Source organism: Psychrobacter sp. M9-54-1, assembly GCF_016613355.1.
Taxonomy (GTDB): Bacteria; Pseudomonadota; Gammaproteobacteria; order Pseudomonadales; family Moraxellaceae; genus Psychrobacter; species Psychrobacter faecalis.
The window spans coordinates 17,511-30,495 of record NZ_JADGFW010000015.1; the positions used below are offsets into that span (position 1 = coordinate 17,511).

10 protein-coding genes are annotated in these 12,985 nt (G+C 43.0%); 9 read left to right on the forward strand and 1 reads right to left on the reverse strand.

Annotation, left to right across the window (positions count from 1 at the left end; genetic code table 11):
- Positions 1 to 449: 449 nt before the first annotated feature.
- Both ccoG and IQ457_RS06920 read left to right on the forward strand, forming a co-directional pair.
- The gene (gene ccoG, locus IQ457_RS06915; RefSeq protein WP_200662597.1) at positions 450 to 1,862 is read left to right on the forward strand and encodes a cytochrome c oxidase accessory protein CcoG; all 1,413 of its coding nucleotides are present in this window, start codon (positions 450 to 452) and stop codon (positions 1,860 to 1,862) included.
- A 198-nt stretch (positions 1,863 to 2,060) separates the two neighbouring features.
- Positions 2,061 to 2,642 carry a FixH family protein gene (locus IQ457_RS06920; RefSeq protein WP_191690606.1) on the forward strand — a complete coding sequence of 194 codons (582 nt, stop codon included), beginning with the start codon at positions 2,061 to 2,063 and terminating at the stop codon, positions 2,640 to 2,642.
- 98 nt (positions 2,643 to 2,740) lie between these two features.
- Here IQ457_RS06920 and ttcA read toward each other — a convergent pair whose 3' ends face one another.
- Positions 2,741 to 3,799, reverse strand: a complete 1,059-nt coding sequence (gene ttcA, locus IQ457_RS06925) for a tRNA 2-thiocytidine(32) synthetase TtcA (protein WP_446737535.1) — start codon at positions 3,797 to 3,799, stop codon at positions 2,741 to 2,743.
- A gap of 429 nt (positions 3,800 to 4,228) precedes the next feature.
- Between ttcA and queC the strand changes: the two genes are divergently transcribed.
- The 7 genes from queC to IQ457_RS06960 all read left to right on the forward strand — a co-directional run bounded on the left by queC (position 4,229) and on the right by IQ457_RS06960 (position 12,704).
- Positions 4,229 to 5,035, forward strand: a complete 807-nt coding sequence (gene queC / locus IQ457_RS06930; RefSeq protein ID WP_242465382.1) for a 7-cyano-7-deazaguanine synthase QueC — start codon at positions 4,229 to 4,231, stop codon at positions 5,033 to 5,035.
- 343 nt (positions 5,036 to 5,378) lie between these two features.
- Positions 5,379 to 5,708: a hypothetical protein gene (locus tag IQ457_RS06935; RefSeq protein ID WP_068408057.1), complete on the forward strand. Its 330-nt coding sequence runs from the start codon at positions 5,379 to 5,381 to the stop codon at positions 5,706 to 5,708.
- 171 nt (positions 5,709 to 5,879) lie between these two features.
- Positions 5,880 to 6,377: a peroxiredoxin gene (locus tag IQ457_RS06940; RefSeq protein WP_191690600.1), complete on the forward strand. Its 498-nt coding sequence runs from the start codon at positions 5,880 to 5,882 to the stop codon at positions 6,375 to 6,377.
- A gap of 72 nt (positions 6,378 to 6,449) precedes the next feature.
- Complete coding sequence (locus tag IQ457_RS06945; protein WP_200662599.1) at positions 6,450 to 7,946, forward strand: dihydrolipoyl dehydrogenase; 1,497 nt, start codon at positions 6,450 to 6,452, stop codon at positions 7,944 to 7,946.
- Positions 7,947 to 8,170: 224 nt separating this feature from the next.
- On the forward strand, positions 8,171 to 9,358 hold the full coding sequence (locus IQ457_RS06950; protein WP_227514999.1) for a mechanosensitive ion channel family protein: 1,188 nt from the start codon (positions 8,171 to 8,173) through the stop codon (positions 9,356 to 9,358).
- 232 nt (positions 9,359 to 9,590) lie between these two features.
- Entirely contained in the window at positions 9,591 to 11,888 is a 2,298-nt protein-coding gene (gene rlmKL / locus IQ457_RS06955) for a bifunctional 23S rRNA (guanine(2069)-N(7))-methyltransferase RlmK/23S rRNA (guanine(2445)-N(2))-methyltransferase RlmL (RefSeq protein WP_200662600.1), read from the forward strand.
- 240 nt (positions 11,889 to 12,128) lie between these two features.
- Complete coding sequence (locus tag IQ457_RS06960; protein ID WP_200662601.1) at positions 12,129 to 12,704, forward strand: TerD family protein; 576 nt, start codon at positions 12,129 to 12,131, stop codon at positions 12,702 to 12,704.
- Positions 12,705 to 12,985 lie beyond the last annotated feature (281 nt).

A 12,985-nucleotide genomic window follows, 5' to 3' on the forward strand; every position in this document is an offset into this window, starting at 1 on the left:
TTAATAGTGATATGCTCTTCGTCTATCAATAAGTCGCAGATAAGTATTGCTTTTTAACATTCTCACCCCATTTATAGTAGGGAAACTGCTAAAATAGCAATCGAGTAGAAACACTATAGAATCATCTATTTAAGCATATTTTAATCCTTTATTTACAATCGCTCATTTGGTAGCAAGTTTGGATACTTTTTTTGGTATGAGACTTGCTACTTACTGACATTGATAACATCGCACATCCATATACCTAGCCCTTAAAGGTATTTGTTCATCATACCAGCAGACTGATTCTTTTTTTGGTGGTGTGTCAAAAAGTATGCTGATTAAAACTTGAACAATTTTTGAAGCCTTGAAAGCCCTATAGAATCAGAGAACTTAGCATAGATTTCTTATTGACTTCTATCGCCAGCATACTTTTTAGAACACCACCCTTTTTTTAAAGAGGCACGTTTATGTCAGCACAACCATCCAATAAAATTCCTGTCGTTGAGGTGGATCTTAACGCCAATAAAAAACGCGTTCACCCTAGATTTATCACCGGATTTTACCAAAATATCCGCGTGATTAGCATGTATGCGTTATTGGCATTATTTTTGATTTTACCGTGGATAAGGTATAACGGCAGGCAAGCTATCTGGTTCGATGTGCCGTCGCAGCATTATTATATTTTTGGTATGACGTTTCTGACCCAAGACTTTTACTTTCTTGCCGTCTTTGCGCTTATTGCGGCGTTTGCGCTATTTATGGTGACGGTATATGCAGGACGGGTTTGGTGTGGTTATGCCTGTCCGCAAACCATCTGGACGCATATGTTCCAATACGTTGAAAAAATAGTGATTGGCGATCGCAATAAACGCATCAAGTTTGATAAAGAACCTATGAACGCTAAAAAAGTCTTCAAGCGTTTTTTAATCTACTTTATCTGGTTTGTATTTTCGATGATTACGGCGATGACGTTTGTCAGTTATGTATCAGGGACAGAAACTCTATATGGTAGTTGGCAAATGTTAGGGGGCGTTATCCCCTTCCCTGACTGGTCAACTTGGATATGGGTATCGATATTTATTTTCGCTTTTTCAACTTACGTCAATGCAGGCTACATGCGTGAGCAGATGTGTATCCAAATCTGTCCGTATGGCCGCTTCCAAAGCGTGATGTTTGATAAAGATACCTTGATTGTTTCTTATGATTATGAGCGCGGTGAACCTCGCGGCGCCCGTAAAAAAGGCACCCATCCTGAGAATTTAGGCGATTGTATTGACTGTACGATGTGCGTGCAAGTATGCCCGACGGGTATTGATATTCGTGATGGGTTGCAGGTTGCCTGTATTCAGTGTGCCGCCTGTGTCGATGCTTGTAATGATGTAATGGATAAAGTTGGCTACCCACGTGGCTTGATTCGTTATACCACAGAGCGTCAATTGGTCGAAAAAGAGCCAAGCCGTGTACTGCGCCCGCGCTTTTTTGCTTATTTAACCTTGCTTGCGGTACTTTGTGGCGGTGTGGTTTATGCATTGACAGACCGCGTACCGTTAGAGATTGATATTCGCCGTGACCGTAATCAGTTGTCGTCATTGAACCAACAAGGCATGATTGAAAACAGCTATATCGTTAAATTGACCAACAAAACCCAAAGTGCGCACACTTATAAAATAAGCCTTGAGCCACAAGATGGGTTGAGCTTAGGCGTACGCTTCAACGATGTGCCATTAGAAGCAGGCGAAAGCTTTGATATGCCAGTCAGTATTTATGGCGACCCTGAGGTGATTGAGTTTGGTCAAACGCCGATTACTTTAACAGTAGCCAGCGAAGACGGTAAATATAATGTGAGTAAACAAAATATCTTTACCACGCAAGGGCAGTAATTATTGAGTATGTAGTTGCTTTTATCTATTCATCCGCTCGTTAGTGGCACTTAGTCAAAGGCTAATCATCACTGACTGGCAGCTGAAGTATTTATCATTAAACTGGCTGCTCTGAGCCGTCGGTTTATTTTTTGATAGCGTTTATAATAAGCTGACAAACCTCACTTTATAAACGAGTATCTGATTAATAGGTATGTTATGTCTAGTCCAGCACCGAACTTTAAGCATCAAGACAGCCAACCATGGTACAAAAACTATATGGTGGTTATCTTTGTCATTGGCATGCCAGCTTTTGTAGTAATCGCTTGCATTTGGTTTGTTTATTATTCTTATCAAATCCGTGATAGCGTGGTACGCGACGATTGGTATATGGATGGCAAAACCCTATATCATGACGTCTCACGCGACAAGCTCACCTATGATTTAGATTTACATGGCAAGATGCAGTTTGCCGATAATGGCGATGTCGTTTTTTATCTCAATTATCCTGAGCAAAGTTTGCAGTCTGGTAAATTATTAAACGGTGAGCCTTTAACCTATCCTGACTCTTTAGAGTTGTCTATCTCGCACGCCACCGACATTAAAAAAGACCGCGATGCGGTACTCAAACATCAAGAAGGTAACAAGTACACGGCGCAAGTCGATTTGGATGACGTAAAAGGCAAATATTATTTGCAAGTCAGTTATGATGGAAAGAATGATTGGCGCATGCAGGATGTGGCAAAATTACCGCGCCCAGAGGTGAGCTTTAATCCACTACCCGTTTTTGCCAAAAGTTAATCTTTAATGTTAAATAAATACAAAAAAAACCAGCCATTAGTGAATAATGCGCTGGTTTTTTTTGGTGGTAATTCTATAAAAATTAATGTCTATATGATTTAAATCACCGGATTAATCGTGGGGATTTTTTGCGTGGTACGGCTAGTTTTTGCCATGCTATCGGTGCTTTCTGCCTGCTGATCATGGTCGTGGTCGTGGTTGTGATGACTGGCAAACTTCGGATTAAAAACTTGAGTTTTTGGCGCTACTGGTAAACCAATCTCAGCCAAACTGTCGGTCTGCCCTGCTTGAATATTATCGCCTTCAAATAAGCGCTCATTGTCATCGCGCTCTATGTTTAAAGTTTCAAAGTCAAACAACTCGCGATCGGCCAATTGTGACGGCGCGACGTTTTGCATGGCTTTAAAAATAGACGCCAAACGCTGTGGATGGGCGTTATCCCATTCGCGTAGCATATCATTGATAATTGCGCGTTGCAGATTGGTTTGGCTGCCGCATAGATTACACGGAATAATCGGAAATTCTTTTAAACGTGCGTATTCAATGATGTCTTTTTCTTCAACGTAAGCAAGCGGACGAATCAGTAAGTTTTGCTTATCATCGCTTAGCAGTTTTGGCGGCATGGATTTCAGCGCGCCGCCGTGGAATAAGTTTAAAAAGAAAGTCGCCAGCATATCATCGCGGTGATGGCCAAGAGCGATTTTGGTGGCACCGATTTGTTTGGCAAAACCATATAGCGAACCGCGACGCAGGCGTGAGCAGGCTGAGCAGTACGTTTTACCTTCTGGCACCACGCTTTTGACGATACTATAGGTATCTTTTTCTAAAATATAATGCGCGATACCTTGCTCATTCAAATAAGCGGGCAAAATATCTTCGGGATAACCGGGCTGCTTTTGGTCAAGATTTACCGCAACGATATCAAAGCTAATCGGGGCAATGCGTTTGAGCAGCAATAAGATATCGAGCAACGTATAGCTGTCTTTACCGCCTGAAACGCAAACCATGACCACATCGCCGTCTTCAATCATATTAAAATCGCGAATCGCCCATGATACTTGGCGACGTAGCTTTTTTTGTAGCTTGCGAAATTCTGCCGTTTCAGTCGGTAAAATGTGCGTAGAAGATGCTTGCTCAGCGGTATTATCGTTACTCATGGCTTCGTCAGCACCGTCGTCATCCATGCTATCAGTATCTTCAGCATCACTATCCCAGCCAGTATTGGTAGAATCGGCATCTGCAGAAATCGTATCGCTAGTTGCTGCATCAAACTGGGAAGGGATTTTAGGCGTAAACAAGGTCGCTACGGTCATAAGGTACTCAATATCTTTACAAAGTTGACGTTACGGTAAAAATAAGCAGCCGTAACTTTAACAGGCTGGCTTTAAAAGCAGCGATTATAACAAATTTTGCTAACAGATTGAAAAGTCGCACAAAACTAGTGGCTTTTTGTGCCCATTTTTATCGCAACTTATGCGCAATTAAACATATCTTCAAAGTTATGTAATAATGCCACCTTAGTTAAAACAGCCATTTCTCAGAAACTCAAATTTTTCAAATTTCTTAAACCAACAATAGACAATACTATGACTCAAATAACTGCGCAGACCTCCTTTCCCAGTCTCAAAGACAATGCTGATTTAGCAGCACTACATAAAAGCCAAAATGCCGTGGTGCTGCTATCAGGCGGGCTTGATTCCGTGACGTGTTTGTATTGGGCAAAGGCGCGCTATGCGTCTGTGACGGCGGTCAGTTTTAACTATGGTCAACGCCACAATAGCGAGCTTGTCGCTGCCAAAGCCATTGCAAAGACTGCCAATGTTAACCATCGCATTATTGATATCGATATCGCCCAGCTTGGTGGCTCATCACTCACCGACCACAGCATGACTGTCCCTGATGGCGATACTGATAAATTCCCGAGTAACAATCGCGATGAAAGTGATATCCATGATATAGATACTAATGACGCCATTCCAAATACCTATGTGCCGGCGCGTAATACCATATTTTTATCTTATGCTTTAGCAGTCGCTGAAGTCACTGATGCTAATCATATCGTCATCGGTGTCAGTTCGGTCGACTATTCAGGCTACCCTGATTGTCGTCCAGAATATATCGCCGCCTTCGAACACATGGCGAACCTTGCTACTAAAGCTGGTGTCACCGGTCATCATTTATCGATTCAAACGCCGTTGCAGCATTTATCCAAAGCCAAAACCATTGAGCTCGGTTTAGCGCTCGGGGTCGATTATGGGCAGACGATTTCTTGTTATCAGGCAGATGCCAATGGTCTTGCTTGCGGTATTTGCGACAGCTGCGTCCTACGTCGCCAAGGATTTGCCCAAGCTGGGGTTTCTGATCCGACGCGTTACCAGTCTAATGAGTCTTAATAAACATTTGGAAATATTCTGCTAAGTACTTGAAAATGCCACTATTATTATCTTAGCATAATGGCTTATTAAACATTTGCGCAACATTTGCTTGCATTAACACAGCACGCTAGCGTTGTATTTTAGACGATTTACTTGCTATGGTATGGGCGACTATGTCAGTCACAAGCGGCATATACTGCTGGTTTACTAAAATATAATGAGTGACATAGATAAAAAAGGCTTTTATAGTTAGCTATACTTTTATCATCACTTATATAAGCCATAAAACCTGTGACCACATAACACTACCAAGATTTTTATATAAAATCTGAGAAATTGACACGACCCGTAGAGGATGTTTATGAAGTTTTTGCCTGTATTACCCCTAGCTCTTGCGGCGCTGTTTGCCTTACCACAAGCAAACGCGGCCGACATTAAACAAGACAATATCAATACCTGTGTCAATGGCGCGGTCAAATATAAAGTCGCTAATAAAAGCGATGCTACCAAGCTTTGCAACTGCACCATCGGTGTCCGTAGCAATATGACCATCGGTCAAATGTGGGAAATCGAAAGCTATGCAAAAAGCAAAAAAGACCCATCAGGTCTCCCTTACGTGAAAAAAATGCAAAAAGACTTGCAGCAATGCACCGTGGGCTTGGACCTAAAACAGCCACAAAAACCTGCCTAAACTGCTTAAGAAAATATTTGCTAAAAAATACAAAAGACTGGCCATTACCAGTCTTTTTTGTTGCGAATGAATAAGTGAAGTGTAAAACGGAGTATTTATTTCTGCCAAACTGCCTATAATAAGACCACCTACTATAATATACGCATAACCGAAACTAATAAGGATTTTATAATGGCTAAACCCACTACAGAGAACCTTGCCCTGCCCGATTTTCCGGTCACTATCGTGCGCGAGCTAGACGGTAATTTTATTCATGACGATATCAGCCTAAAAGAGCTGGTTGCCCATACCGATAAGGGGCTTATCTTATATTTTTATCCAAAAGACAACACCCCAGGCTGTACCACGCAAGCGACAGAATTTACTACTCATATCAATGCGTTTGATGAATTGGGCTACGATATCATCGGTGTGTCGCGCGATAGCGTTGAGTCTCACGAAAAATTCATCGCTAAGTACAATTTGCATATTCCTCTGATTAGCGACAGTGATGAGAAATTATGCCAATATTTTGATGTAATTAAAGAAAAAAATATGTATGGCAAAGTCAGCTTAGGCCTTGTACGTTCAGCCTTTGTCTTTAATAAAGATGGCATACTTACTCATGCACAGCGCAATTTGCGCGCAGCTGGCTATACCGAACGCTTACTCGCCACGCTCGCGCCATAATATTTTTTATGATTATTTGGCAATTTTATTTATCTCTATCGACTACGATAAAACCTTTTTTTTGTGAGTAATATGAATCAACAGACTGACAGCACCACCGATAATAACACTGATAAAGAAGCGACGCGCAAGGTATCGGTGGCGGTCATCGGCGCCGGTACCGCCGGTCAAAACGCCTTTCGCCAAGCCAGAAAACTAAAAGACGACGTCCTCATTATTAATGACGGCTCTTGGTCAACGACTTGTATTGCCGTCGGCTGTATGCCGAGTAAACTTCTCATCGCTGCTGCCGATCGCGCCTATGACACCAACCATTCTGGCGAGTTTGGTATTCATGCTACTGCTCAAATAGATGGCAAACAAGTGATGGAGCGGGTTCGCGCCGAACGCAATCATTTTGCCAGTTACGTCCAAAAGCAAGTAGAAAGCTGGCCTGCTGAGACAAAAATAGCGGGTCGCGCTTACATCAACCAACAAGGTCTCATTGAGGTCAATGATGAACTCATCGAAGCCGATAAAATTATCGTGGCGACTGGTAGTAAGCCGTTTATCCCTGATAACTGGGCGGATAAACTTGGCAAAACATTATTGACTTCCGATACCGTCTTTGAGCTAACTGATTTACCAAAGTCTCTCGCCGTCATCGGCGCAGGGGCTATCGGCTTGGAGCTCGCCCAAGCCTTTACACGTTTGGGCGTCGAGGTGACACTTTTTAATCGCGACAAACGCGTCGCCGGTTTAAAAGATGAAGATATCAATAATAAAGCCATTGATTGCTTAAGTCGTGAGATGACCATGCATTTGGGTAGCAAGATTAACGACGTCGGTCAGCAAGCAGCAGATAACGAAGGCTCAGCGGCTTTTATCGATTACGAAGACAGCGCTGGTGAGACGCGCCAGTGGCAGGGCGATTATGTATTGGTCGCTACGGGCCGACGCAATAATATCGCAGCCCTAGGCGTTGAAAACTTGGGCGTTGGGCTTGATGACAAAAATCGTCCAAAGCAGCTCGATAAAAAAACGGGTAAAATTGGCAATTTAGAAGTTTATATTGTCGGTGATGCTAATGCCAATCTGCCTTTATTACACGTTGCCAGTGATGAAGGTTTTAGTGCGGGTAGTATGGTCTGTAACAACAATAGCGATGCTTATATCCGCCCAACTGCCGCGCCGTTTTCTATCGTCTTTTGCTCGCCACAAATCGTCAACGTCGGCATGTCGCTACCTGAAATACAAGCCGATCCAGAGCTTGAATACGTCATTGGAAAAGTCAGCTTTGATAATCAAGGTCGTAGCCGCGTGATGGGTGTCAATTGTGGTCTACTGCACATTTATGGTTGCAAAAAGACAGATAGAATCTTGGGCGCAAGCATGGTGGCACCTGATGCTGAATATATCGGTCATATATTGGCGATGGCGATTACCAATGATATGAGTATAAAGGACATACTCGATACGCCTTTTTATCATCCGACGATACTAGAAGGTCTGCGTACGGCGTTACGTGATGTGCAGCGTATGATGAAAATTCCTTATCAGTATCACGATACTCAAGAAGGGACTTTTTAATCGACTGATAAAACCATTTTTATTAAAATTAACGTTAATATGGTTTAAGCTATTACGCGCAGCTAAGCTCAGATCGAAAATGAGCTGCGCGGTTTACGCTGATTGTTCCTTAAAATTTTAGCGTTAAAACTTTATTATTAGATGATTTTATAGCTGAATTATCTTAGTATAAGCTCTTTTTACGATTCATTTGATGTAGACCCAAACTTTGCATGGATAAAACAATGGCAATCGCTGGTATTACTGACTTCTTTCGAGAGATTGTTCGCGACCTACATACCAGCCTATATATTGCTATCGGCGGTTCCATCGAAGAAGACTCACTCGACTGGACTTCTAAATCAGTAGAACTGGTGAGCACGGCCATCAAAATCCTAATACTGCTGGCGGTGTTGGGATTTTTTTATTGGCTTGCCATCTATCTTATCAAAAAAAGCAAAAGCCGCATTGGTCTCAATGAACGCCGCTCCAAAATCGCCCGCTCGGTATTACGCTATATTTGGATAGTCAGCAGCTTGATTGCCATTATGAGTCAGCTAAGCTTTGAACCAGATACGGTCAAAGCCACGGCTAAAGCCAGTACGTGGGCGGGAATTTACTATGTGTTATGGGCGTCATCTGGTCAAATTATACATAAGGTTTTACAGCATTATGGTCTAAACGCCTCTATTGAGCAGCTGCTTAAAAATATTTTATCGGTGCTATTATTGGTATTCGGGCTTGCCAGCGTTATGGCACAATTTGGCTTTGATATCGTATCTTTGGTAGCAGGTCTGGGGATTGCCGGTATTGCCGTGGGTTTTGCCGCCCAATCGACGCTTGCTAACTTTATCGCCGGCATTACCATTTTACTTGAGCAGTCCTTTCAAGTCGGTGACTGGGTCAATATCAATGACAATGAAGGGCGGGTCGTGGTCATCGCGTTACGCACGACCCATATTTTAACCCGCGACAATATCACCGTCATCATCCCCAACTCCAATGTCGCCTCATCAGTGGTCACCAATTTGACCTCAAAAAACTTTATTCGTTTCGATATTCGTATGCGCATCGCTTTTGAAGACGATGTGGATAAAGCGCGCGAGGTCATTTTACAAGTGCTGTCTGATAGTGAAGTAGTGCTAAAACGCCCTGAAACCTCAGCGACGGTAGACGAGATTGGCGAATATGGGGTGTTTTTTGTTATCCGTTTTTGGGTTAAGCCCGCCGCCGTAGCGCGTATGCCAAAGATTAAAGAGGCCTTGACGGAAAATATCAAACGCGCCTTTGATGAGGCAAATATCTCAACCCCCTACCCGCATATGCGCCTGCTAATGCCAAAAAACGTTGATTCTCCTATCGACACCAAGCCCTTTGCAACCACGACCAAACTGATTACTGAAGACAACTCATTAAAACAAGATGCTGAATAACGGCTCGATAATTTCAAAACCCAGTAAGTCATCATTTTTTCAATGTAGCTTTTAAACACTTCACCATAAACACTGCACCATAAACACTGCACCATAAAAACTGCCACTTTAAACTATCCACTTCGTAATTATGGTAAAATTGCCAGTTAAACCTCATAATTTTAAGCCTTAAGATTTTAAACATCAGGGTTTTGAGGTGCATTATTTATCAATTTAGCCCACAGGTAACCGTATGACCGAAACCACCACGCCCAACTCCTTATCAACCGCTGCAGCCGAGTTGTCGCTTGACCTTATTATTACTTGTGCCGATGGGCTTGAAGCACCGCTACAAATTGAGCTAAGCAGCTTTGGCATTGCAAGTGAGATGAAAAGTACAGGACGCTTAGCGGTCACTGGTAGCTTGCGCGACCTTTATACCATTTGTTTATGGTCACGGGTAGCGTCGCGGGTCTTGATGCTGATTAAACGTAAAAATATCAATACCGAATACGATGTGGCAGAACAGCTGTATGGCTTGGCAAAATCGGTCAATTGGACCGAGCAATTTAGCTTAGAGCAGACGTTTGCCATTCGTCTGTCTGTCGATAAGCGCGTTGCCGTCAGTCAACAATTCGCCATGCTGCGTATCAAAGATGCGATTGCCGATACTTTTAATGAAGTGTATGACAGCCGTCCTAATGTCGATAGTAAAAATCCCGATTTCTCAGTATTTGCGACAGTCAATGACAAGCAAGCTGAGCTATATTTAGATTTATCAGGCACCAGTTTGCACCGCCGTGGCTACCGTGTGGCTATGACTGAAGCACCGCTAAAAGAAAACTTGGCGGCGGCGCTACTTTATAGCGCAGGTTGGCATAAGAAAAATGATGCCGGTAATGCCCCTTTTTATAATGCCCTAATCGACCCGATGTGCGGCTCTGGTACTTTCATCATTGAAGCGCTACTCATGCACTGCGATTATGCTGTCGGTATCGATAAAGCGGCCAATCAATTTGGCTTTTATCAATGGCAACATCATGATGAAGCGCTATGGCAACAAATGATTGACGATGCGCAGACGCGTTTTCGTGAAGCTTTAGAGATTATCAACGAACAACCTGATACATTGCCGCTCATTTTGGGCTTCGATGCCGATAGTGGCGCGATTTTGGCGACAGAAAAGAACTTAATTGCCGCAGGTTTGCAGGATTTATTACCGCTACTTGACCTTGAAACGCGCGCCCTTAATCAGCTCAGCCACGTTTTAAAGCCGTTAGCCGATGATGGCCGCTTAAGCAATCCTTTGGTCATTACCAACCCACCTTATGGTGAGCGTTTGGGCGATGAAGAGATGATTAAGCCATTATATCAAGCGCTTGGGCTTATCTTACAAGACAGCTTTGCGGGTAGTGGCGTCAATCCGATGCTTGGTATCTTGGCAGCCAATGTCGAACAAGTCGATATCTTGTCCATTAAAGAGCCAAAAACTTTGCGCTGCCATAATGGGGCAATCACGGTTTATTTCCGCTACGGTACCTTAATTGCTGGGCAAACAGGCAGCCTCATTAGTCGCTTTGAGAAGCGCGAGATTGCCGTGGAAGAAGGCCAAGACTTTATTAACCGCTTGCAAAAAAATCTGGGCAAACTTAAAAGACTCGCTAGTAAAGACAATGTCAGCAATATTCGCGTATACGACGCTGACTTGCCTGACTTTAAAGTGGCGATTGATTTGTATGGCGATTACGTACACGTGCAAGAATATGCGCCGCCAAAGACCATTCCGGTAGAGACCGCAAAAAAACGTTTTAATTTGGCCTTGATGGGCATTCGCGAAGTGCTCAATATTAACCGCGAACAAGTTTTTATCAAAACTCGGGCACGCCAATCGGGCAATGACCAATATAGCAAGCAAGGCAATAGCGAAAAACGCGGTAAATTTTATGTTGCGCGCGAAAATGGCGCCTATTTGTATGTCAATTTTACCGATTACCTCGATACGGGCTTGTTTATTGACCATCGCAATATGCGCGCCCGTATCAAAGACAATAGCCGCGGCAAATCGGTGCTGAACTTATTTGCTTATACTTGCACGGCGAGCGTCCACGCGGCATTGGCTGGCGCGAAAAAAGTCACCAGCGTTGACTTATCGCAAAACTATCTCGATTGGGGCAAGCAAAACTTTGCTTTAAATGGTTTAAATGTCAGCAGCAATAAATACCAATTCGTCGCCGCTGATATTTTTGAATGGATTAAGGGTAATACGGAACAATTTGATATTATCTTTATCGATCCGCCAACGTTTTCAAATTCAAAAAAGTTCCAAGGTACTTTTGATGTGCAGCGTGACCATCCGGCCCTTATTAATCGTGCGATGAACCGTTTGACCTCTGATGGCGTGTTGTATTTTTCCAACAACTTCACGCGCTTTGAGCTTGATGAGCAATTAACCGAACGCTATGACATTATCGATATCACGCCACAAACGATAGGTTTTGATTTTAATATCAAAAAGCCGATTCATCAAAGTTTTGAGATTCGCCATCGCTAGAGCTGCTTGGTTAAATATAAAAGCAGCATTTAAACCTTGTCTTTTCCAGTCCGTCTTAGCGTACACATAACTATGACCCAATCAGCTTTGATTGGGTCATTTTTTGTTGCTATGATAGAACGTTACTAGCAACCGTTAAGCGACAGATTTATAACCGCTTTAATCCCACTTTTGCTAGCGTTTTGATTGATATAACCAAACTATCAAACCCTTAATCACTCTAATAACAAGGATAATCTCATGGCTTTATCATTAAATAAAGGCGGTAATTTATCGCTCACCAAAACTGACCCAAATTTAACCAAGCTACTTATCGGTCTTGGTTGGGATGAGCGCGCAACCTCTGGCGCTGAGTTCGACCTTGATGCCAGCGTGTTTTTGCTAAATACCGCTGGTAAAGTACGCGGCGATCATGACTTTATTTTTTACAACCAGCTAAAATCTGACAATGGTGCAATCGAACATACCGGCGATAACCGCACGGGCGAAGGCGACGGCGATGATGAAGTCGTCAAAGTAAACCTGACCCAAGTACCTGGTGATGTCGATAAAATCGTCGTTACGGTCACGATTCATGATGCTGCTGCCCGTAGCCAAAACTTTGGTCAAGTCGCCAATGCTTTTATCCGTGTGGTCAACGAAGAAACAGGCACAGAAGTAGTACGTTTTGACTTAGCAGAAGATTACTCTGTTGAAACGGCAATGGTGTTTGGCGAAGTTTATCGTCATAACGGTGAGTGGAAATTCCGCGCCGTTGGTCAAGGCTATTCAGGCGGCTTACAAGCCATGTGTCATCAGTATGGCGTCAATATCTAGCTCGATATTAACCTCTGCCAACAACTTAGCCCATACTAAAAACAATGCCTAGACATAAACACCGCCGAAACTTAGAGCAATATGGCAGCGCTATCCCTTGCCATTCTGCCAGTAAAATATGGTTGCAAAATAGTCACAATTATTTCTAGCTAAAAGACTGGTAATGCTTTAAGTTTCGTTTAAAATTAGGCAAAAAGTGGTTAGAGATAACCACTTTTTTTGTGGTTTGTGTTTATAATAGACCGACTTTAGCTTTATGCAACCAGACAGGATATGTCATG

Coding starts and splice junctions, on each gene's coding strand:
- IQ457_RS06945 (WP_200662599.1), top strand. CDS start 6,450: ATGAATCAACAGACTGACAGCACCACCGATAATAACACTGATAAAGAA.
- IQ457_RS06935 (WP_068408057.1), top strand. CDS start 5,379: ATGAAGTTTTTGCCTGTATTACCCCTAGCTCTTGCGGCGCTGTTTGCC.
- IQ457_RS06940 (WP_191690600.1), top strand. CDS start 5,880: ATGGCTAAACCCACTACAGAGAACCTTGCCCTGCCCGATTTTCCGGTC.
- ttcA (WP_446737535.1), bottom strand. CDS start 3,799: ATGAGTAACGATAATACCGCTGAGCAAGCATCTTCTACGCACATTTTA.
- IQ457_RS06950 (WP_227514999.1), top strand. CDS start 8,171: ATGGCAATCGCTGGTATTACTGACTTCTTTCGAGAGATTGTTCGCGAC.
- queC (WP_242465382.1), top strand. CDS start 4,229: ATGACTCAAATAACTGCGCAGACCTCCTTTCCCAGTCTCAAAGACAAT.
- ccoG (WP_200662597.1), top strand. CDS start 450: ATGTCAGCACAACCATCCAATAAAATTCCTGTCGTTGAGGTGGATCTT.
- IQ457_RS06960 (WP_200662601.1), top strand. CDS start 12,129: ATGGCTTTATCATTAAATAAAGGCGGTAATTTATCGCTCACCAAAACT.
- IQ457_RS06920 (WP_191690606.1), top strand. CDS start 2,061: ATGTCTAGTCCAGCACCGAACTTTAAGCATCAAGACAGCCAACCATGG.
- rlmKL (WP_200662600.1), top strand. CDS start 9,591: ATGACCGAAACCACCACGCCCAACTCCTTATCAACCGCTGCAGCCGAG.